At 37.1% G+C, this 22,305-nt stretch carries 27 protein-coding genes; all 27 read left to right on the top strand.

Translation table 11 applies throughout. The annotated features are described in order from the left end of the window. Window positions 1-248: 248 nt before the first annotated feature. The 27 genes from xerC to flhB all read left to right on the top strand — a co-directional run bounded on the left by xerC (window position 249) and on the right by flhB (window position 22,295). A complete protein-coding gene (xerC, locus tag NYE73_RS05075) occupies window positions 249-1,148 on the top strand; it encodes a tyrosine recombinase XerC (protein WP_004229272.1) in 900 nt (299 codons plus the stop codon). Between the two features lie 21 nt (window positions 1,149-1,169). Next, window positions 1,170-1,715, top strand: a complete 546-nt coding sequence (gene hslV, locus NYE73_RS05080) for an ATP-dependent protease subunit HslV (protein WP_004229270.1) — start codon at window positions 1,170-1,172, stop codon at window positions 1,713-1,715. Then, entirely contained in the window at window positions 1,715-3,115 is a 1,401-nt protein-coding gene (gene hslU, locus NYE73_RS05085; protein WP_004229268.1) for an ATP-dependent protease ATPase subunit HslU, read from the top strand. The genes hslV and hslU overlap by 1 nt, the downstream gene beginning before the upstream one ends. An 87-nt stretch (window positions 3,116-3,202) precedes the next feature. Continuing rightward, window positions 3,203-3,982: a GTP-sensing pleiotropic transcriptional regulator CodY gene (gene codY, locus NYE73_RS05090; RefSeq protein WP_004229266.1), complete on the top strand. Its 780-nt coding sequence runs from the start codon at window positions 3,203-3,205 to the stop codon at window positions 3,980-3,982. Between the two features lie 913 nt (window positions 3,983-4,895). Further along, window positions 4,896-5,288 (top strand): flagellar basal body rod protein FlgB, encoded by a 393-nt coding sequence (gene flgB / locus NYE73_RS05095; protein WP_048391621.1) that lies wholly within the window; start codon window positions 4,896-4,898, stop codon window positions 5,286-5,288. Between the two features lie 3 nt (window positions 5,289-5,291). Beyond that, a complete protein-coding gene (gene flgC / locus NYE73_RS05100; RefSeq protein ID WP_054550512.1) occupies window positions 5,292-5,753 on the top strand; it encodes a flagellar basal body rod protein FlgC in 462 nt (153 codons plus the stop codon). 26 nt (window positions 5,754-5,779) lie between these two features. Beyond that, window positions 5,780-6,085 carry a flagellar hook-basal body complex protein FliE gene (gene fliE / locus NYE73_RS05105; RefSeq protein ID WP_004269303.1) on the top strand — a complete coding sequence of 102 codons (306 nt, stop codon included), beginning with the start codon at window positions 5,780-5,782 and terminating at the stop codon, window positions 6,083-6,085. A gap of 121 nt (window positions 6,086-6,206) precedes the next feature. Next, complete coding sequence (fliF, locus tag NYE73_RS05110; protein ID WP_259951089.1) at window positions 6,207-7,802, top strand: flagellar basal-body MS-ring/collar protein FliF; 1,596 nt, start codon at window positions 6,207-6,209, stop codon at window positions 7,800-7,802. 15 nt (window positions 7,803-7,817) lie between these two features. Beyond that, window positions 7,818-8,831 (top strand): flagellar motor switch protein FliG, encoded by a 1,014-nt coding sequence (fliG, locus tag NYE73_RS05115; RefSeq protein ID WP_008180783.1) that lies wholly within the window; start codon window positions 7,818-7,820, stop codon window positions 8,829-8,831. Then, the gene (gene fliH / locus NYE73_RS05120; RefSeq protein WP_259951088.1) at window positions 8,824-9,612 is read left to right on the top strand and encodes a flagellar assembly protein FliH; all 789 of its coding nucleotides are present in this window, start codon (window positions 8,824-8,826) and stop codon (window positions 9,610-9,612) included. The genes fliG and fliH overlap by 8 nt, the downstream gene beginning before the upstream one ends. A 5-nt stretch (window positions 9,613-9,617) precedes the next feature. Next, complete coding sequence (gene fliI / locus NYE73_RS05125; protein WP_054550948.1) at window positions 9,618-10,943, top strand: flagellar protein export ATPase FliI; 1,326 nt, start codon at window positions 9,618-9,620, stop codon at window positions 10,941-10,943. Continuing rightward, complete coding sequence (gene fliJ, locus NYE73_RS05130) at window positions 10,944-11,393, top strand: flagellar export protein FliJ (RefSeq protein ID WP_259951087.1); 450 nt, start codon at window positions 10,944-10,946, stop codon at window positions 11,391-11,393. A 4-nt stretch (window positions 11,394-11,397) separates the two neighbouring features. Further along, a complete protein-coding gene (locus NYE73_RS05135) occupies window positions 11,398-12,006 on the top strand; it encodes a MotE family protein (RefSeq protein ID WP_009371153.1) in 609 nt (202 codons plus the stop codon). A gap of 25 nt (window positions 12,007-12,031) precedes the next feature. Then, window positions 12,032-13,300: a flagellar hook-length control protein FliK gene (locus tag NYE73_RS05140; RefSeq protein ID WP_259951086.1), complete on the top strand. Its 1,269-nt coding sequence runs from the start codon at window positions 12,032-12,034 to the stop codon at window positions 13,298-13,300. 2 nt (window positions 13,301-13,302) lie between these two features. Next, window positions 13,303-13,995, top strand: a complete 693-nt coding sequence (gene flgD / locus NYE73_RS05145; RefSeq protein ID WP_103117582.1) for a flagellar hook assembly protein FlgD — start codon at window positions 13,303-13,305, stop codon at window positions 13,993-13,995. Between the two features lie 15 nt (window positions 13,996-14,010). Next, a complete protein-coding gene (locus NYE73_RS05150) occupies window positions 14,011-14,379 on the top strand; it encodes a TIGR02530 family flagellar biosynthesis protein (protein WP_048391604.1) in 369 nt (122 codons plus the stop codon). A gap of 86 nt (window positions 14,380-14,465) precedes the next feature. Beyond that, window positions 14,466-15,434: a flagellar basal body rod protein FlgG gene (gene flgG / locus NYE73_RS05155; protein ID WP_259951084.1), complete on the top strand. Its 969-nt coding sequence runs from the start codon at window positions 14,466-14,468 to the stop codon at window positions 15,432-15,434. Window positions 15,435-15,527: 93 nt separating this feature from the next. After that, a complete protein-coding gene (locus NYE73_RS05160) occupies window positions 15,528-15,749 on the top strand; it encodes a flagellar FlbD family protein (protein WP_048391601.1) in 222 nt (73 codons plus the stop codon). Next, a complete protein-coding gene (gene fliL / locus NYE73_RS05165) occupies window positions 15,739-16,167 on the top strand; it encodes a flagellar basal body-associated protein FliL (RefSeq protein WP_004269291.1) in 429 nt (142 codons plus the stop codon). The genes NYE73_RS05160 and fliL overlap by 11 nt, the downstream gene beginning before the upstream one ends. Before the next feature lie 31 nt (window positions 16,168-16,198). Further along, complete coding sequence (gene fliM, locus NYE73_RS05170) at window positions 16,199-17,194, top strand: flagellar motor switch protein FliM (RefSeq protein WP_004269290.1); 996 nt, start codon at window positions 16,199-16,201, stop codon at window positions 17,192-17,194. Beyond that, on the top strand, window positions 17,187-18,410 hold the full coding sequence (fliY, locus tag NYE73_RS05175; protein ID WP_048391599.1) for a flagellar motor switch phosphatase FliY: 1,224 nt from the start codon (window positions 17,187-17,189) through the stop codon (window positions 18,408-18,410). The genes fliM and fliY overlap by 8 nt, the downstream gene beginning before the upstream one ends. A gap of 21 nt (window positions 18,411-18,431) precedes the next feature. Further along, on the top strand, window positions 18,432-18,794 hold the full coding sequence (locus tag NYE73_RS05180) for a response regulator (protein ID WP_004269288.1): 363 nt from the start codon (window positions 18,432-18,434) through the stop codon (window positions 18,792-18,794). Window positions 18,795-18,804: 10 nt separating this feature from the next. Continuing rightward, window positions 18,805-19,482: a flagellar biosynthetic protein FliO gene (locus NYE73_RS05185; protein WP_233732437.1), complete on the top strand. Its 678-nt coding sequence runs from the start codon at window positions 18,805-18,807 to the stop codon at window positions 19,480-19,482. Next, window positions 19,479-20,144, top strand: coding sequence for a flagellar type III secretion system pore protein FliP (gene fliP, locus NYE73_RS05190; RefSeq protein WP_048391597.1), 666 nt, complete (start codon window positions 19,479-19,481; stop codon window positions 20,142-20,144). The genes NYE73_RS05185 and fliP overlap by 4 nt, the downstream gene beginning before the upstream one ends. A gap of 13 nt (window positions 20,145-20,157) precedes the next feature. Then, the gene (gene fliQ / locus NYE73_RS05195) at window positions 20,158-20,427 is read left to right on the top strand and encodes a flagellar biosynthesis protein FliQ (protein WP_004269285.1); all 270 of its coding nucleotides are present in this window, start codon (window positions 20,158-20,160) and stop codon (window positions 20,425-20,427) included. Window positions 20,428-20,431: 4 nt separating this feature from the next. Then, a complete protein-coding gene (gene fliR, locus NYE73_RS05200; protein ID WP_048391595.1) occupies window positions 20,432-21,205 on the top strand; it encodes a flagellar biosynthetic protein FliR in 774 nt (257 codons plus the stop codon). Window position 21,206: 1 nt separating this feature from the next. Further along, window positions 21,207-22,295: a flagellar biosynthesis protein FlhB gene (gene flhB, locus NYE73_RS05205; RefSeq protein WP_048391594.1), complete on the top strand. Its 1,089-nt coding sequence runs from the start codon at window positions 21,207-21,209 to the stop codon at window positions 22,293-22,295. Window positions 22,296-22,305: the final 10 nt, after the last annotated feature.

Here is a 22,305-nt window from a genome sequence, read left to right on the forward strand (position 1 = left end):
TTTTTCTTTTTGTAGACAAAATGCTTAATTAGACGTATTTTATTATTTTGTATGGAGTTTTTCTCAAAATATAACTATTTACACTTGCTATATTATGAAGATAGGTTTAGTGTCAATATGTATGTTTATTAATGATAAGGAAAACGATACAAACTTGTAAGAGATGACAAAGGATTGTATATCCGTTATATTACAAGTGTCAGTCATTTAAGAAAATTATTAATAAATTATTGGTGGTGAATCTTTCTGTGTTAGTTTCGTCCCAAGATGCACTCGAACAGTTCATGCTTTACATCCAAGTTGAAAAGAACTTCTCTGTTCATACAGTGCGAGAATATGAATCAGACCTGCTAGATTTTTTAACCTTTTTACAAACGGAGGGAATCGATGATTTAGCAAGTGTTGAATATATACATGCACGTCTTTATGTAACAAAGTTGTACGATGAGAAAAGGGCAAGGGCTTCTATTTCAAGGAAAATTTCCTCAATACGCTCCTTTTTTCGCTTTCTAAATAGACAGTACGGATTAGATGACGGAGCCTTTCGTTCGCTTTATCATCCGAAAAAAGAATCACGTTTACCTAATTTTTTCTACGAAGAGGAATTGAAACAGTTATTTGATGCGAATACTGGTGATGATTTGAAATCATTAAGAAATATAGCTATATTAGAGCTGTTATATGCAACAGGTATTCGTGTGAGTGAACTGACTTCAATTCAAGTAGAGGATGTAGATTTTCATTATTCGATTATTCGAGTAATGGGCAAAGGTCGAAAAGAACGAATCATTCCATTTGGTCAATTTGCGAGTTTAGCAATGCAGGACTACATAGAGCAAGCTCGTCCACGATTGATGAAAAAAACGAATCATCTGCAGTTGTTTGTCAATATGCGTGGTGGGGAACTTACTCCTAGAGGGGTACGTCATATTTTAAACGAAATGATTGATAAGGCCTCACTCCATACGAAAATTTACCCACACATGCTTCGCCATACTTTTGCTACTCATTTATTGAATAATGGCGCAGATTTACGGACGGTGCAGGAGTTATTAGGTCACTCACATTTATCTTCTACACAAGTTTACACACATGTAACAAAAGAGCATCTTCGTCAAACATATATGAATGCTCATCCAAGGGCATAATAGAGCTAAGGAGGAAGGCAGATGGGACAAATTCATGCAACAACGATATTTGCGGTTCATCATAACGGAGGCTGTGCTATGGCTGGTGATGGTCAAGTAACATTGGGAAATGCAGTTGTGATGAAGGGTACAGCAAGGAAGGTCAGACGTCTGTTTAATGGGCAGGTCCTCGCTGGTTTTGCAGGTTCAGTTGCTGATGCCTTTACACTTTTTGAAATGTTTGAAGGCAAATTAAATGAGTATAACGGTAATTTGCAACGGGCAGCCGTTGAGGTAGCGAAGCAATGGCGTGGTGATAAAATGCTCCGCCAGCTAGAAGCAATGCTACTAGTAATGGATAAAACGACTTTATTACTCGTTTCGGGTACAGGAGAAGTGATTGAACCTGATGATGGCATTTTGGCCATTGGCTCTGGAGGCAATTATGCATTGTCTGCAGGTAGAGCATTAAAAAAATATGCAGGTGAAACAATGACTGCTCGTGAAATAGCTGAAGCAGCATTAGAAACAGCTGCTGAAATCTGTGTATTTACAAATCATAATATTATCGTGGAGGCGCTGAACTAATGACACAAAAAAATTTAACGCCAAGACAAATTACTGAGCATTTAGATCGTTACATTGTTGGGCAGAATGAAGCTAAGCGAGCAGTAGCTATTGCGTTACGAAACCGCTATCGTCGTTCGTTGTTAAATGAAGATATGAAGGCTGAAGTTATTCCGAAAAATATTTTGATGATTGGGCCAACTGGTGTCGGCAAAACAGAAATAGCGAGAAGGATTGCAAAGCTTACTAATGCACCTTTTGTAAAAGTTGAAGCGACAAAGTTTACCGAAGTAGGCTATGTGGGTAGAGATGTTGAATCAATGGTCCGTGACTTGGTAGAAGCTTCTCACCGTCTAGTTAAAGAAGAAATGATGGAGTCTGTCAAGGAACAAGCAGAAGAATTAGCAAATGAAGCAATCGTGAAACTTTTGGTGCCTTCTTTACGTAAAAAACAGGCGATGCAAAATCCGTTTGAAATGCTATTTGGTGGGAAAGAACAACCAACAAATGATGATTCATCAGCAGATGATGGAGAAGTTCGCTCGAAGCGTGCTCAAATTGCCATTGATTTACGCAATGGTAAGTTAGAAAATGAGTGGGTTACTGTAGAGGTAACAGAACAAAATCCATCCATTTTTGATGCGTTACAAGGAACTGGGATGGATATGTCTGCGAATAGTGGTATGCAGGATATGCTCTCTAGTTTAATGCCTAAAAAACAGAAGAAACGCCGTGTGCAAGTAAAAGACGCGCGTCGTATTTTAACAATAGAAGAAGCAAATAAGCTGATAGATGCTGATGAAGTAGCACAGGAAGCCATTAATAGAGCTGAGCAAACGGGTATCATTTTTATTGACGAAATCGATAAAATTGCTAGTAAAGAAGGAAATACTTCGGCGAATGTCTCCCGTGAAGGAGTTCAACGTGACATTTTACCAATTGTAGAAGGTTCTACGGTTACTACGAAGTATGGTGCAGTGAAAACGGATTATATGCTGTTTGTTGCTGCTGGGGCATTTCATATGTCAAAACCATCAGACCTAATTCCCGAGTTACAAGGCCGTTTTCCAATTCGAGTAGAGCTAGAAAAATTAACAAAACAGGATTTTGTTCGTATTTTACAAGAACCAGATCAATCATTAATTTTGCAATATAAAGCACTTTTAGAGACAGAAGGCGTAGAAATTCATTTCACGACAGATGCTATTGAACGAATTGCTGAGATAGCAACTGAAGTGAATCAGGAAACAGACAATATCGGAGCTCGTCGTTTACACACGATATTAGAACGTTTACTGGAAGAACTATCGTTTGAGGCATCTGAAATTGCGCCTGCTAGTATCCCAATTAATGCGGCGTATGTGGATCAAAAACTTGCGGGAATAGTAAAAAACAAAGATTTGTCACAGTTTATACTGTAAGATAAAGCTGATTAGTATCATTCAATAATAAAAACCTTTAGAATATTTAGTAAATACTCTTCGGATTATTTATAGGAGGAACATATAATGAATTTATTAGAAAAAACACGTAAAATTAACTCGATGCTTCAAGCTTCTGCTGGTAAGCCAGTAAACTTTAAGGAAATGGCCGATACATTAGGCGATATTATCGATAGTAATGTCTATATTTTAAGTCGTAAAGGTAAATTATTAGGTATTTCAATTCACCAACAAATTGAAAATGAACGTATGAAAAAAATGTTCGAAGAGAGACAGTTCCCAGAAGAATATACACATAGCTTATTTACGATCTCTGAAACATCATCAAATTTAGATATTAATAATGAACATACTGCTTTCCCGGTAGAAAATAAAGATTTATTCCAAAATGCTTTAACAACAATTGTACCAATCGTTGGTGGTGGTGAGCGTTTAGGAACATTAATCCTTGCTCGTTTATCTTCACAATTTGAAGATGATGATCTAATTTTAGCTGAGTATGGTGCAACAGTGGTTGGTATGGAAATTTTACGTGAAAAGTCGGAAGAAATTGAAGAAGAAGCTCGTAGCAAAGCTGTCGTGCAAATGGCTATTAATTCACTTTCGTACAGTGAGTTAGAGGCAATTGAACACATTTTCGAAGAACTTGATGGTAATGAAGGCTTACTAGTTGCTTCTAAAATTGCTGATCGAGTGGGTATTACACGCTCGGTGATCGTAAATGCATTACGTAAACTTGAATCAGCAGGTGTCATTGAATCTCGTTCTTTAGGTATGAAAGGTACTTATATTAAAGTACTAAACGATAAATTCTTAAATGCTTTAGCAGAAATTAAAATGAAATAAATACTTCTTTTAAGAAGCTAATGAAAGCGTCTATGGTAAACATAGACGCTTTTTATGTTGTTGAAAAAGACCTTTTAGAAAGGTGAGGGGTGCTTTAGGTTTCGTCATCGTCCAATCCAGAGGAGCGTACAATGAATCCGTTAGTCGAACATGAGGAAAAGTGACTTTTCAGACTAGTGATTGTAATTTTTGCTTTTAATGTAGAACGGTGGAGTAGAAGGCTAATTGATTCCCATGTGAGAAAGGGGAGACCTTAAACAGAGCGGTAGTTTTGTACTTTAAACTGAGTGAGAGAGAAGTATAGTGGCAAGCAGGTAGTGTGGAATGAAAGCCGTTTTCATCTTTCATAAAATGTATTGTTTTTCAAAACAATGATGGTGTCTATGGTAAATATAGACGCTTTTTTGTGTATTTTCGAAATTTTAGGGCATTTGTTTTTTAGAGAATTAATATAAAAACATGGATTTCGTTGCTTTTATCCTAAAAATGTTCGATAATTTGTCATTACAATTAGCATATATAAAATGGTGATATGTTACTTTTGAAGAATGGTGAATAAACTTATAGTCACTGTATTAAAAATACTCCCATAGTGATTAAACTAGTAAAAAGGGACCTTTATTTAAAAGGATTAAAAAAGGCGATTAACCTCATAAAAAGGCATTTTTCACAATAAAATCGTAAACACTGTCGAAATGGTGTAAAATAACTAGATGATTATTAATCTTTACTGAAGCCTAGAGACACAAAGGGTGGGGAAGTTTTGTCATGGTTGAGAGGGAGAAAAAATAGGGCGTATAGACTATTAAAAAGTGACAAAAGACAATAGACACTAGGTATCATCTTAATTACAATTGTATTATTGGATAAATTAACAAGTACATAGATTTTAAATAAAATGAGGTGAACAGTTTTGAATTTATTTGGAGGAACTATTAGTAGCCTGGAAAATGGACTTTCCTATGCCACTTTAAATCATAAAACAATCGCAAATAATATCGCGAATGTCGATACACCTAATTATAAGGCGAAAAATGTTAGTTTTAAGGATATGTTGGAAGAGCAGAAGAGTATAGCTATTTCTGCATACCGTACTGATAATAGACATTATGATTTCACGTTTCGACAATCTACACCAGGTGTCAATATTGTTGAGAACTTGCGATATAGAAACAATGGGAATGCTGTAGATATGGATGCTGAGCAAGCGAAATTAGCAGAGAATCAAATTTATTATAATGCTCTAATCGATCGTGTTAATGGGAAATTAAACACATTGAATACCGTTATTAAAGGAGGTAAGTAATAGATGTCTATTTTTCATGGGATGAATACCACTGCCTCCGCATTAACAGCGCAGCGTTTACGTATGGACGTTATTTCTTCTAATATGGCTAACATGGATACAACTCGCGCTCGTCAAGTGAATGGGGAATGGGAACCATATCGACGTAAGTCCGTGACGCTATCAGCACAAGAAGGACAATTTTCTAATTTTTTGAATATAGCACTAGGTAAAAATGCAAAAAGTGGTGTTGGTAATGGTGTGAAAATTACTCGAATCTCAGAAGATCAAGAAACACCTTTCAAACTTGTATATGACCCAACTCATCCAGATGCAAATGCAGATGGTTATGTAAACATGCCTAACGTCGATCCATTAAAAGAAATGGTTGATTTAATGTCGGCTACTCGTTCTTATGAGGCGAATATAACTGTATTTAATGCGAATAAATCCATGCTTACAAAGGCTTTAGAGATTGGTAAATAAATTTAAGTAGAAAGGAAGATACATACATGGCCATTTCGTCCATTTCGCTAATGACACCTACTCAGGTTGTAAATAACACGAATAAACTGAATGCTACACCTTATGAAGCGCAACAAAGCTTCGCGAACTCGTTAAAAGAAGCAATTGCAAAAGTAAATGATCAACAAATAACTTCTGATAAATTTACTCAGAAGCTAATTAAAGGTGAAGATGTGGAGTTGCATGAAGTGATGATTGCTTCGCAAAAGGCAAGCATTACCCTAAACGCAACAATTGAAGTTCGCAATAAGGTGATTGAAGCTTACCAAGAAATAATGCGCATGAGTGTTTAATTTTATTGTAAAGATAAGAAACCTCTTTTCAATATAAATTAACAACCACAAATTTAGAGTGGCTCATTATGTTCGCAAATTATTGATGGCTAGGTTATTCACTATAACCGGAGGATTCATAATGAATGAACGATTGACAAAAATAAAAAACGACACCAGTCAATTTTGGACAAGTCGAAGTAAAAAGCAAAAAATAGTTATGATTGGCTCCGTGGTAGGTGTAATCGCACTAGCAGCAATTGTGACATTTTTTGCTTCCAAAACTACATATGTTCCACTTTATAAAGATTTATCAACACGGGAAATTGGACAGGTAAAGGAAGCGCTAGATTCCAAAGGTGTAACCTATCAAATTGCTCCAGGTGGAACATCTATTTTAGTGCCAGAAGAGCAAGTTGACTCCTTATTAGTGCAATTAGCTTCAGAGGGATATCCACAAACAGGATCAATCGATTACTCATTTGCTAATAGTTCAGGATTTGGTATGACTGATAATGAATTTAACCTATTAAAAAAAGCAGCTACTGAAACTGAAATTGCTAAACTTTTCAAAAATCTGGAAGGTGTAAAAGATGCAAAAGTTATGATTACTGTTCCTGAGGAAGGTGTATTCGTAACGGATGTTCAAGGAGAGGCAACAGCATCTATCGTTTTAAATACTGATCCTGGCTATAAATTTACGGAACAGCAAATAACTACAATGTACAATTTAGTGTCAAAAAGTATTCCGAATTTAAAGACTGAAAATATAGTGATCTCTAACCAATTTTCAGAGTACTTTGATCTGAATGCAGCAACAGCTGATGGTACTTCCACAACAACAGCTGAAGGCCAATTACAAATGAAGAAATTGGTAGAACGAGATCTACAACGTCAAGTACAAAATATGCTTGGAACGTTGATGGGACAAGATAAAGTAATGGTTTCTGTCACAACGGATATTGATTTCAAGAAAGAAAATCGTGAAGAAAATCTTGTGACACCTGTTGATGAAGAAAATATGGAAGGTATTGCCATAAGTGCTCAGCGAATTACAGAGCAATATTCTGGTACAGGAGCAGCTGCCGCTGCTGGAACACCTGAAGCTGAAACAACTACTGATAACTTCACAACTTATAATGAAGGTACAGCAGGAAATGGTGATTACGAACGTACGGAAGAAACGATTAATAATGATGTGAACCGTATACGTAAGGATATTCAAGAAGCTCCTTATAAAATTCAGGATATTGGGATTCAAGTAATTGTTGAACCACCGACAGCAACTGACGCAGCGTCATTACCAGACGGTGTTCGAGAAGATATTGAGAAAATTTTAAGTACAATTGTACGTACAACAATTTCCAAAGACGTAGCAGCAGAACTTACTCAAGAGCAGATCGATGAAAAAGTGGCGGTATCTGTACAACCATTATACGGTAAGGCAACAGAGGTAGCTGATGAAAAACCAATCATTCCATGGTGGGTTTGGGTTATCGGAGGTATCTTGTTAGCTGTTATCTTATTACTAGCATTCTTCATTATCCGTTCACGTAAACGTGCGAAGGAAGAGGAAGAGTTAAGTATCCTAGAAGAACAAGAAGAATTAATGGTTGATGATATTAATGAAGAAATTGAAACGGAAGCTACAATGCGTCGTAAGCAGCTAGAAAAAATGGCCAAAGAAAAGCCAGACGATTTTGCAAAGTTACTGCGTAGTTGGATTGCTGAAGACTAACTAGGAGGTTCGGCTGTGTCCAAGAAAGATAAAGAATTAACCGGAAAACAAAAGGCCGCTCTCTTGTTAATTTCATTAGGGCCTGAAGTTTCAGCTTCTGTCTATAAGCACTTAACAGAGGAAGAAATTGAACGTTTAACATTAGAAATTTCAAGTGTTAAAAAAGTAGAATCAAATGTAAAAGAAGAGATTATTGAAGAATTTCACAATATTGCACTCGCGCAGGACTATATCACACAAGGTGGTATTGGCTATGCAAAAACAGTATTAGAAAAAGCACTTGGCGTAGAACAAGCACAAACAATCATCAATCGACTAACATCTTCATTACAAGTACGCCCGTTTGATTTTGCTAGAAGAGCTGATCCAGCGCAAATTTTTAACTTTATCCAAAATGAACATCCTCAAACAATTGCCCTAATCCTCTCTTATTTAGAGGCAGGGCAAGCGGGGGTTATTTTATCTTCTTTACCGCAGGAAGTACAAGCTGACATTGCTAAACGTATAGCGGTCATGGAATCGACTTCACCAGAAGTGATAAGCGAAATTGAATCTGTGTTAGAACGTAAATTATCATCAACCGTTACGCAGGATTATACAGAAACTGGTGGTATTGATGCAGTCGTTGAAGTTTTAAATGGAGTAGATCGACAAACAGAAAAAACAATACTCGATGCACTGGAAATACAAGACCCAGAACTTGCAGAGGAAATCAAAAAACGTATGTTTGTGTTCGAGGATATTGTTACACTCGACAATCGTTCCATTCAGCGTGTTATTCGTGATTGTGAAAACGAAGACTTACTGCTTTCAATGAAGGTATCAAGTGAAGAGGTAAAAGATATTATATTCCGCAATATGTCACAACGTATGGCTGAAACATTTAAAGAAGAAATGGAAATTATGGGACCTGTACGTTTACGTGACGTAGAGGAGGCACAATCTCGAATTGTTGCTGTTATTCGTCGTCTAGAGGATGCTGGAGAGATTATTATTGCTCGTGGTGGAGGAGATGACGTCATTGTCTAGAATCATCCGTTCTATTTACACTAAGTCTGATAGCGATAATGTCAAAGAAATACAAATCCGTGATATGTTTGAAGCGATGGAAGAATACCAAGAAGAAGGACCTCCTCAGCATCAATTAACGTTGGATGAAGTCGTGGCAGAGCGAGATCGTTTACTTACTGAAGCAAGAACTGCTTTGCAAGCTGAACGAGAGATGTTTGAACAGGAAAAGCATAGGCACTATCAAGAGATTGAACATTTAAAGCTAAATTGGGAGGAAGAGAGACCCAATCGTGTTCAAGAAGCTTATGATGAGGGATTTGGACAAGGCTATGAAGATGGCATGAATAAGGCCACTGAAGCAATGGCTCAGTCACTTCAAACAGCGAATGAAATAATGATGTTAGCGAAAGAAAATGCTCAAAAATATATTGAAGATCAAGAAGCGGTAATTTTAGAGTTAGGTTTAACTGTTGCAGAAAGAATTATTGGTACTTCGTTAGAACAGGATAACGAACTATTTGTATCGATTGTGCGTAGAGGGCTGAAAGAAGCTAGAGAAATGAAGGAAATTAAAATTTATGTTTCGCCAGCTTATTATGCTTTAATTACGACCAACCGAGATGAATTAGCAGAAATGTTCCCAATAGACGTACCATTAATGATTTTTGTTAATGAAGATTTGGATAATGAGACAGATTGCTATATTGAAACAAATCATGGAAGAATTATGGTTAGCATCGATGAGCAATTAAATGCACTCAGATTAAAGTTACATGAAATATTAGAGAGTAAGGAATGATCTTGATGAAAGCGGCTCAATTAATTGAACAAATTCCGCATATCCCAACTTTTAAAAAGTTCGGTAGGGTTACTAGAGTTGTTGGCTTAATGATTGAGTCGCAAGGTCCAGATAGTTCTATAGGTGATGTCTGTAAAATTCATGTGGAAACTGTAAATCATGGTCACCAGATTATTTTAGCAGAGGTCGTTGGTTTTAAAGATGAAATAGTCGTCTTGATGCCTTTTACCTCCTTACGTGAAATATCTATTGGCTGCCTTGTTGAAGGAACAGGAGCTCCACTGGAAGTAAAAGTGGGTCCTGAGTTAATCGGCAAAGTATTGGATTCTATGGGGAATCCAATTGATGGCACTCTATTACCTAAAGGTCTCATGACAGTCCCTACAGAACAAGATCCACCAAACCCACTAACTCGTCCACCAATTAATGAAAGGCTTGAAGTGGGAGTCAAGGCTATTGACGGTATGCTAACAGTTGGAAATGGACAACGTGTTGGTATTTTCGCTGGTTCTGGGGTAGGTAAAAGTACTTTACTTGGTATGATCGCAAGAAATACACAAGCAGATTTGAATGTTATTGCGCTAATAGGTGAGCGTGGTCGTGAGGTTCGGGAATTCATCGAACGTGATTTGGGTGCTGAGGGCTTAAGTCGATCGATTGTTGTTGCAGCCACATCTGATCAACCAGCATTAATGCGAATTAAAGGGGCATTTACAGCTACAGCAATCGCCGAATATTTTAGAAATCGAGGCTTAAATGTCATGCTGATGATGGATTCCGTGACCCGTGTGGCTATGGCACAACGTGAAATTGGACTCGCCACAGGAGAACCACCAGCACAAAAAGGTTATACGCCTTCTGTTTTTGCGATATTGCCTAAATTACTAGAACGTACAGGCACCAATGAGAAGGGTTCTATAACAGCATTTTATACTGTTTTAGTAGATGGTGACGATATGAATGAACCCATCGCGGATACTGTGCGAGGGATATTAGATGGTCATATTGTATTGGATCGAAATCTTGCCAACAAGGGGCAATATCCAGCCATAAATGTCTTGAAAAGTGTGAGTCGTTTGATGAATCATGTTGCAGAGCCAACTCATAAGAAAGCTGCTGAACGATTAAGAGAACTCTATTATACTTACGACAAATCAGAGGATTTGATCAATATTGGTGCTTATAAAAGAGGAACCTCTAAAGAAATTGATGAAGCAATTCATTATGAACCGCTCATTACTGCTTATCTTAAACAGGGTTACTTAGATAAAGTGACACTAGAACAAAGTGTCAATGAGTTAATAACATTATCGAACGGTGGTGCGAAATAGATGGTCAGTTATGTGTATCGTTTTGAAAAAGTGTTAACTATTCGCGAACAAGAAAAAAACGAAACCGAAATGGCTTATAAGGAATCTGTCCGTTCTTTTGAAGAAATAGCAACGAAATTATATGACTTGCTAAAAAAGAAAGAAGATTTAATTGCATTTCAGCAGGAGCGTTTAATGGTTGGTTCATCCATAGATGAAATCCATCATTATAGTCGTTTCATTGATAGTCTCGAAAAAACAATTGCAGATGTACAACAGAAAGTGATACAAGCTCGTGCAAAGATGAATTGGCACGAAGAAAAACTATTAGAAAAAAACTTGGAAGTACGTAAATTTGAAAAAATGAGAGAAAAGGATTTTAAGTATTTCCAACAAGAGCAAGATCGTATAGAAAGCCTTTTTTTAGATGAAATTTCATTACAAACGTATAACAAGAAAGAAATCAGGTGATTTCATGGCAAAGAAAGACAATCGATTAGCAACAGAGTTAGTAGAAGAGCAACCAAAGAAAAAATCTGGGGGCTTTCTTAAGTTTTTTACTTGGATTGTACTGCCGATTATGTTTGTAGTAGCGGTTTTGCTTGTTGTGGCAACTTTAATGAATACAAATGTCTTTGATTTAGGAAAAAAGGCAATTGGTAGTTTACCTTTTATTCCCTCAGAAGAACAACAAGCAAAGGATGCTGTCGTTAATAACGACTCTAAAATAGTGAGTTTACAGGCAGAGGTACAAGAAAAAGAAGCAGAGATTACCCAGCTTCAAAAGAAATTAGATTCAACAATAACTGAAAAAGAGAAGCTGCTGACAGAAAAGGAACAGCTTCAATTTGAAATTGAAAAACTAAATCGTGAACAAGATGATGTGAAGCGTGACTTTAACGATATTTTATCAACATTTGATAAGATGTCGCCGAAAGCTGCGGCACCTGTGTTAATCAATATGAGTGATACAGAAGCACTGCGGATTTTAACGAATTTAAAGCCAGATAAATTAGCAGCTATTTTAGAAAAAATGGATGCAAAAGATGCAGCAAAATATACGGAGCTTATGGCTAAACAGTAGGATAATTGAAAGGAGGTGAAAAATAGTGGATGTAGCAATGATGCAAATGATTAATAAAACAGTACCTACTAAAACTGCAGCAACAAAGTCAACAACAGTTGGTAACGCTGAAGGAAAAATAGGCAGCACTCCGAAGAAAGAAAATTTATCAAATTTTGGTTCTGTTTTTGGGCAAGTATTAACTTCTTCAAATGAAACAACTCAATCATCAAAAACGACTTCATCAAATGAACTTGCGGATTTACAAGCGTTATTAAATGCTGACTCAATGGAGGAAGTACTAGATTTACTCGGGATTTCTCACGATGATGGCTTATTAATGCTTCAATTTGGAGAAGACGGTAAGGCAGTGGCACTGGATGAAATGCTTCATTTAGAAAATATATTAAATGCATTAGGTATTGATGAAGAGCAGCTTCAAAAAATCGTCCAACAGCTACTAGGAGAAGAAAAGGAAGCAAGTGATGTTTGGGAGCTCTTAACATTAGTAGATGCCCAAGCGCCGGTATTACAGGCGAATATAAGCACTGCTTTACAAGGCGAAGGTCAAGTGACACCAAAAGAGGCATCACAACTTCTTCAAGTGTTGAAATTAGTGCAATTAGTAGGGCAAAAGACAGACTTAACAGCATCCCAAGAAGACCTGCTAACGACTGTGAAGAGCCTATTAACGTCATTACAAACGCAGGTAGGAACTTTGCAGGTAACAACAAAAACAACTGTTACATTGCCATTACTAGGCTTCCAGCAAGTTGTTCAGCAAGTCCAAGTGACGAAACAAAGTGATACAAATACAAATGACATGCTTACGCCACAAACTGTACAAACGAAACCAGACACATTTCATGTAACGTTACCAACGGCTAAGCCTGCTCAATCAGAAGCTTTACTAAAAGAAATGCAAGCCATTATCAATCGAGCTCAGATTTCGAACGCTCAAGGTATTACACGTTTAACCATAAAATTGTATCCAGAAAATCTAGGGACGGTTCGTATTGAACTTGTACAAAATGATGGTGTCCTTACAGCCCGTTTGCTGGCTTCTACAGCTCATGGACGTGAATTGCTTGATAGTCAAGCACACCAGCTAAAACAGGCATTTGCTCAGCAAAATATACAAGTAGATCGCCTTGATATTGCACAATCATTACAAGATGCCGATCGTCAACAACGTGATCAAAGCTTCTTCAATAATTTCTTTAAACAACAACAGGACGAAGAACAGGATCAAAAAAGTGATGATGAAGATGAAGGAATGTCCTTTAGTGACTATTTAATAAGTGAGGAGGTGTAACAATGGCAGATACTACAACAAAAGTGACAAATACATCCATAACAGATGATCTTTATTACTCAAATTATAGAAAGCCAACGAAGCAAACAGGAAATAGTGAGCTCGGTAAAGACGCCTTTTTACAATTGTTGATTACACAATTACAGCATCAGGATCCTACAAATCCAATGGACGACAGGGAGTTTATTTCTCAAATGGCGCAGTTTTCTTCTTTGGAACAAATGCAAAATATGACAAAGGCAATAGAATCATTATTGTCATCACAGCAACAATCACAAATGATGAACTATGCAACCTTTATTGGCAAGGAAGTCAAATGGCATGAAATAACAGAAGAAAAAGATGAAAAAGGAAATCCTGTGGTAAATGAAGGAACTGGTGTAATTGAATCACTTAAATTTGTAGATGGTAGTGTTGTTTTCAAATTAGTAGATGGAAAAGAAATTTCACCTGGTAATATATCTGGAATTTTAAGTGGAGCTGGCAATCCTAGTTCAAATGGCAATAATAATGTACAAGAATCTCCGTTAGTGCAGGCTAGCCAATTAATTGGAAAGAATGTAACGTATAAAGACGGTGACCAAGAGCTAACAGGAAGAATTGTTTCTGTTTCTAATAAAGATGGGGTCATTAATTACGTACTAGACAATGATAAAAAGCTAACAGATAAAGATTTTACAGTTATTAGTGAATAAAGGTGGAGAATAGTGATGGATAAGTTTTCAATTCATCGTGTACCCTTGCATCCATCTATTCGCACAGTACAGCCTAAGCCAATCAATACACAACAATCGTTTAAAGCTCATTTACAGGAAGCGTCTAGACAAGAGCTAAAAGTGAGCAAACATGCACATGAACGTATCATGGAGAGAAAAATTGATATCTCTGAACAAGAATGGCAGGTTGTATCGGATAAGGTATTTGAAGCACACTCAAAAGGTGTCAAACAACCATTAGTCTTGATGGATCAAGCAGCTTTAATTATCAGTGCTAAAAACGCTACGGTTATTACAGCAATGGATCGCACGGAAGCAAAGCAACAGTTATTTACTAATATTGATGGCACAATTGTGCTTTGAAGGCTGGACCTTCTTATGTAAGGAAGCCTTGGTGAGCTGACTGATAGAGGCTCACCCTATATAAAACGAAGGGAGAACGAAAACATATGTTACGTTCTATGTATGCAGGTATTTCAGGTCTTAAAAACTTCCAAACAAAGCTGGATGTAATTGGTAATAATATAGCGAATGTTAATACAATTGGCTTTAAAAAAGGCCGTGTTAATTTTAAAGATTTAATGTCTCAAACGCAGTCAGGTGCATCCGCAGCAACAGCTACACGAGGAGGAGTGAATCCACAACAAGTTGGTTTAGGTGCCCAATTAGCAGCTATTGATACAATACATGGTGGTGGCTCATTACAAGGGACTGGCCGTGGACTTGACTTAGGGATTGAAGGAGATGGTTTCTTCATGGTCGCCGATGCAAATGGAGCTCCAGACCCAGATAGTGGCTTTATTGATGAAGAGGGCTTCAACAATACCCTATTTACACGTAATGGTGTGTTTTATATGGATAGCAATGGCTATTTAGTTAATGCTGATGGTAAATATCTAGTAGGTGTATCTGCTGGAGATGAAATTGTAATGGAAGCTGATGATGATGGTATCAATCCAGAGGATGCACCAATTGCTTCAGGTGATGAAGGTGCAAATTTATTTGACGATGATGGTGTATTAGCCCCTGATGCTGGAGATGTAGGTCCGATACGTATCCCAACGACTGCTAAAGAGATTAGCATAGGACCAAATGGTACGATTGAATATGTTGACCTAAACGGTAATCGTAAATGGGCAGGACAGCTGATTATGGCAAAATTCCCGAATGCTGGGGGTTTAGCTAAGGTAGGAGGAAACTATTACCAACAAACAGCTAACTCAGGAGCTGCTTATGCACAAGTAGCCACTGTTGCAGGTATGGGTAAAGTAGTACCTGGGACAGTAGAGATGTCAAATGTTGATTTATCAGAAGAGTTTACAGAGATGATCGTTGCACAGCGTGGTTTCCAAGCGAACACACGTATTATTACAACTTCAGATGAAGTGTTACAAGAACTAGTAAACTTAAAACGATAATAAAATAGTCCTTTCAAAACGGACGTTTTAACAAACATATTTTCATATGAGGGAGGGTCGGGCCGGCTCTCATGCTAGACCCGGCCCTAATTCATGATTGAACTAACACGTCTAAATGGCAAAGCATTTACATTAAATGCTTTATACATAGAAACAGTCGAATCATTTCCAGATACGACTATTACATTAACAACTGGAACAAAATTAATTGTTTTAGAGAGTGAAGATGAGGTGCGACAAAAGGTAACTGCCTTTTATAACAATATACAAATACTATCCAACCCGCATCTACGAGGTGAAGAAGATGAAGAATAATAAAATGCTAACAATGATTATTATTTTACTAGTAGCAGTCATTCTGATTGGGGTTATTTTGTTTGTATTGCTTACGCAATTTAATAAACCCACAGGAGCTGTTGAGCCGTCCATTGATGAGATTGTAGAGGCAACAGTGGAGATACCAGAGATCACGACAAATCTTGCAGATAAAAGAGTTGTTCGCTTGTCATTGAAAATTCAAACGACAAGCAAAGATGCTGCTGCAGAATTAACAAAGCGCGTTTTCCAAGTGCAAAATATCGCCATTCAAGAGCTTTCTGAAATGGAGCAAAAGGACTTAGAAGGTAAGCAAGGGAAACAAATATTCCAAAAATCATTAAAAACAAGATTAAATGAGTTGATGCAAGAGGGAGAAGTCCAGGAAGTATATTTTACCTCCTTCATTACTCAATAAAACAGAAACTGCTTGAATTGGAGGTGGGCAAATGGCAGGAGATGTGTTATCTCAATCCGAGATAGATGCGCTGCTTTCCGCTATATCGACAGGGGAAATGTCAGCGGATGACATAAAAAAAGAGGACGAGGGACGTAAGGTTAAAGTTTATGATTTTAAACGAGCACTTCGATTCTCAAAAGATCAAATCCGAAGTTTGACCCGAATACATGAAAATTTCGCACGACTATTGACAACCTTTTTCTCTGCACAGCTTAGAAGCTATGTACAAATTACGGTTGCATCAGTAGACCAAATACCATTTGAAGAGTTTGTTCGTTCCATTCCAAATATGACACTCATTAATGTATTTGAAGTGCCACCATTAGATGGTAATATATTGATGGAAATTAATCCGAATATTGCCTATTCGATGTTAGATCGCCTAATGGGCGGTAGTGGGGCAAGTCATAGTAATGTAGATAACCTAACGGAAATAGAAACAAAAATTATGACAAACCTTTTTGAACGCTCATTCGACAATTTACGCGAAGCATGGGAAAATGTTGCGGAAATTGATCCTATATTAGTGGAACTTGAAGTAAATCCACAATTTTTACAAATGATTTCACCTAATGAAACGGTTGTCGTAATTTCATTAAATACGATAATTGGTGAGACAAGCGGGATGATTAATATTTGTATTCCGCATGTTGTATTGGAGCCAATTGTTCCAAATCTTTCGGTTCGCTATTGGATGCAAACCAATACGAAAGAGATGTCACCAGAGCAAACAAAAATGCTTGAAACACGTGTGAAACAAGCCCAATTACCACTCTCAGTTGAATTAGGATTAACGGACATCACTATTGAAGATTTCCTAACAATGCAAGTTGGGGATGTCATACAGTTAGATCAAAAAATTGAAGCGCCATTACTACTAAAAGTAGGTACCTTGCCGAAGTTCACTGTTCAACCAGGTAAAAAGGGCAAAAAATTAGCAATCCAGATTATCGACCCTTTGAAAGGAGGAGACGAAGATGAGTGATGAAATGCTCTCCCAAGAAGAAATTGAAGCGCTATTAAGGGGCGAGACGTTGGGAGATAAAAACAACGACACTGATGCTTCAACAAATGAAGAAATAAATGAGATACGAGTGGAGGATTACCTTGATTCGTTTGCACAAGATGCATTAGGAGAGGTAGGCAATATATCTTTTGGTAGCTCTGCCACAGCTCTTTCAGCGTTATTGGGTCAAAAAGTAGATATTACAACTCCAAGTATTTCGATGATTAATCGTAATAAATTAGAAGAGGAATTTCCTCATCCATATGTAGCTGTACAAGTTGAATATACAATTGGTTTGACAGGTATGAATTTACTTGTTATTAAACAATCTGATGCAGCAATTATCGCAGATTTAATGTTAGGTGGCGATGGATTAAATCCGAAGCCAGACTTAGGTGAAATTCAGCTAAGTGCTGTTCAAGAGGCTATGAATCAAATGATGGGCTCAGCTGCTACATCTATGTCGACGGTCTTCAACAAAAAAGTAGATATTTCTCCACCGACAATTGATTTAATGAACATCTCGCAAGATGAAGGTCGAGAAAATATCCCAGAAGACGATTTGCTGGTGAAAGTTTCATTTAGATTAAGAATTGGTAATTTAATTGATTCGAATTTAATGCAATTATTACCGCTTAAATTTAGTCAAAATATTGTAAAATCATTATTAGGTGAAACAGGAGTGTTTGAGGAACCTGTGGCAGCAACTATTGCACCTGAGGCTCCACCAGTTACACCACCGCCTGTTCAACAGCAAATACCTGTAGCACCACCATCTGAACAACCAGTTTATCAACAGCAGTCAGCACCGATGCAGCAACCGATTTATCAGGAGCCACAACAATTTGCACAACCAGCAAGACCTGCACAACCTGTAAATGTGCAACAAGCGCAGTTTGCTAGCTTCGATACAAATGTAATCTCTCAATCTGAAGCTAGAAATTTAAATATGCTACTTGATATTCCATTGCAAGTTACTGTAGAGTTAGGACGTACGAAACGTTCTGTTAAAGAGATTTTAGAACTATCAAGTGGTTCAATTATTGAACTGGATAAATTAGCGGGAGAACCGGTTGATATTTTAGTCAATAGTCGTTTAATTGCTAAAGGGGAAGTCGTTGTTATTGACGAAAACTTTGGTGTCCGTATTACAGATGTTTTAAGTCAAGCAGAGCGTTTAAATAATTTAAGATAGTTTCAATTGGAGGAGTTAACCATGTCTAAAAGAATTTTGATTGTAGACGACGCTGCATTTATGCGCATGATGATCAAGGATATTTTATCAAAAAATGGATTTGAAGTTGTTGGAGAGGCAGCAGATGGTTTACAAGCTGTCGAAAAGTACAATGAACTAAAGCCAGATTTAGTAACAATGGATATCACAATGCCAGAGATGGACGGTATTGCAGCTCTTAAAGCAATTAAGGGAACAGATCCAAGTGCAACTGTAATCATGTGTTCAGCAATGGGGCAACAAGCAATGGTAATCGATGCGATTCAAGCTGGTGCGAAAGACTTTATCGTAAAACCTTTCCAAGCAGATCGTGTAATTGAAGCGATTCAAAAAGCGCTAGGATGATTGCATGAAAATGTTAAAATCATTTCGTTTAACGATGATTTTCGCATTTCTTGTATCCTTCCTGTTTTTGTACCCGACACCGACTTCTGTCTATGCAGACGCTGATACAAATAGTGTCACGGATTGCATTAAAGACCCAGAAGCTTGTAATGGAGATACGACTGATCCAGCTGCTAAACAAGAAACAACTGTAACAGCAGCTGGAGATATATCTGCATGGGAATACATAAAAATGGTTTTGGCGCTTATTTTTGTTGTAGCTTTATTTTATGGATTGATGAAGTTTTTAAATAAACGAAATTTAAACTTCCAACGTAATCAAATGGTACAAAATTTAGGCGGTTTATCGTTAGGTGCACAAAAGTCAGTTCAGCTTTTACAGGTAGGTAAAACATTGTATTTAGTTGGGGTCGGAGAAGACGTTCAACTTTTACGAGAAATTACAGATCCTGAAGAAGTTGAAGCTCTTTTAGCCCTATATAACGAAAGACAAGAATTTGCAGCAACATCACCGTATATTGCAGAAGTATTTTCTAAGTTTAAGAGAAAAGATAGCGCGAAGGTGCGAAATGAGCAGCAAAAGCAGGATTCATTTGGCAATCTATTCGAAAAAAAGCTATCAGAAATAAAACAGGAGCGTAGTGATGAGATAGAGAGATGGAAGCAGAAGGAGAAGGATGGTAAATGAATGATTTAATCAATATTTTTTCCAACAGCGATCCAACGAATGTCTCTACATCTGTAAAGCTCTTACTGTTACTAACAGTTTTATCACTTGCACCAAGTATTTTAATTTTAATGACATCCTTTGCTCGTATAGTCATAGTCTTATCATTTGTGCGTACAGCATTGGCAACACAGCAAATGCCACCAAATCAAGTGATCATTGGGCTGGCACTATTTTTAACATTTTTCATCATGGCACCAACCTTTCAAGAGGTCAATAAAGAGGCATTACAACCATTGTTTGCTGAAGAAATTGGTATAGAAGAAGCCTATGACCGTGCTAGTGTGCCATTTAAAGAGTTTATGAGTAAGCATACTAGGCAAAAAGATCTTGATTTATTTTTAACATATAATCAAGCAGAAAAACCAGCATCAGTGGAGGAAATCCCACTGACTATGCTTGTACCTGCCTTTGCTTTAAGCGAAATTAAAACAGCATTTCAAATTGGTTTTATGATTTTTATTCCATTCCTAGTGATCGATATGATTGTCGCAAGTACATTAATGTCGATGGGGATGATGATGTTACCGCCAGTAATGATTTCATTGCCATTTAAAATATTATTATTTGTACTGGTTGATGGCTGGTATCTCGTTATGAAATCGTTACTACAAAGTTTTTAGGGGATGATACAGTATGACAGGTGAGTTGGTTATTTCCATTGCAGAGCGTGCTATAATGATTATCCTTCTAACAAGCGGTCCGCTACTATTAGTTGCTTTAATCTCGGGTTTAGCGGTAAGTATCTTTCAAGCCACAACTTCGATACAAGAGCAAACGTTAGCATTTGTACCAAAAATTATTGCTGTCTTAGTGGCCATCGTATTCTTTGGCCCTTGGATGCTATCTCAAGTTACAAGCTATGCGAGAGACATATTCGAGAATTTAACGCGTTATATAGGGTGAGTACATGAATGAATTAATTCCGCATTTAACGGTTTTCTTATTAGTACTTGTACGTGTCTCAGCCTTTTTTGCTACGGTTCCTTTTTTTTCCTATAGAACCATTCCACCTCAAGTCAAAATTACTCTCGCACTGGTTTTAGCTTGGATGATGTACTATACAATTGATGTTGAGCCATTTGCATTCAATGATGATTACATATTATTAGTGGTGAAAGAAGCACTAGTTGGACTATTACTCGGTCTAATGGGCTATATCATCATGTCCGCAATTCAAATTGCAGGAAGCTTTATCGATTTTCAAATGGGTTTTGCCATTGCTAATATAATTGACCCGCAAACAGGTGCTCAAAGTCCATTAATCGGTCAGTTTTTTAATATGCTAGCACTGCTTTTATTGTTAGCGATTGATGGCCATCATATGATTCTTAATGGAATCTACTACAGCTATCAATTTTTCCCGATGGATCAATTCCCTAGTTTTATGAATGAAAACTTTCCTCAATTTATTATCACAACTTTCACAGCAGTTTTTGCCATAGCATTCCAGATGGCTGCTCCTGTTGTAGCGACCTTATTCTTGGTCGATTTAGCTTTAGGGATCACTGCAAAAACAGTACCGCAATTAAACATATTTGTTGTCGGTTTTCCTATTAAAATTGGTGTTAGTTTTTTAGTATTATTTACAATGATGGCCGTTATGATTCAAGTTATTCAAAAGCTTATTACGATTATGATTTATGGGATGCGTGATTTAATGGCCATTTTAGGTGGTGGATAATATGAGACTACTACTGAATTTAGAGCTACAATTTTTTGCGGGTGAAAAAACAGAAAAGGCAACCCCTAAGAAACGACAGGATGCTCGGAAAAAAGGGCAAGTTGTCAAGAGTCAAGATATTTCTAGTGCCATTGTAATGTTAATGGTATTTATCTTTTTGTTTTTCTTTGCAGGCTCTTTGCGTGACGAGCTATTAGCTTTTTTCAGGCAAACCTTTATTCATAACATACGCATCGAATCACTGACTATTGATAGTGTGATGCACCTATTTACAGAAACTTTGATTCAAATGGCTTTTATCATTGTGCCCATTATGGCAATTGCATTTGTCGGAGCACTTGCAGGTAACTTTTTGCAATTTGGTTTTCTTTTTACGTTAGAGCCAATGAAGTTTGATTTGAAAAAGATGGACCCTATTAAAGGGTTAAAAAAGATATTTTCTGTCAAAGCCATTGTGGAGTTAATAAAGTCTGTTTTAAAGATTGGTTTTATCGGAAGTGTTACAACAATTATTATTTGGTCAAACTTACCAGAAGTTTTGGCGTTATCGTTTAAAAGTCCATGGATGACGCTCATTACGGTCGGGAAGCTTGTTGGTATTATGGGTATAGCAGCTTCTTTAGTATTACTTTGTGTATCCGTTTTAGACTGGATGTATCAAAAACATGAGTATGAAAAAAATCTTAAAATGTCTAAGCAAGATATTAAAGATGAATATAAAAATAGTGAGGGTGACCCCCTAATCAAATCAAAAATCAAACAACGCCAACGTGAGATGGCGATGAGACGTATGATGTCAGAGGTTCCGAGTGCGGATGTAGTTATTACCAACCCTACTCACTATGCAATTGCCCTCAAATATAATGAGGACAGTATGGATGCTCCTCGTGTTATTGCGAAGGGGACAGACTTTATTGCTCAAAAAATTAAACTGATCGCCAAAGAACATGATGTAATAATGGTTGAAAATCGACCTTTAGCACGAGCTATGTATGACCAGGTAGAAATAGGCGATCAGGTACCAGAAGAATTTTTCAAAGCAGTAGCAGAGATACTCGCTTATGTTTACCGTATTAAGCGAAAAATTTAAGGCTTTTTGT

This window comes from Lysinibacillus sp. FSL K6-0102 (genome assembly GCF_038003545.1).
Classification (GTDB): Bacteria; Bacillota; Bacilli; order Bacillales_A; family Planococcaceae; genus Lysinibacillus; species Lysinibacillus capsici.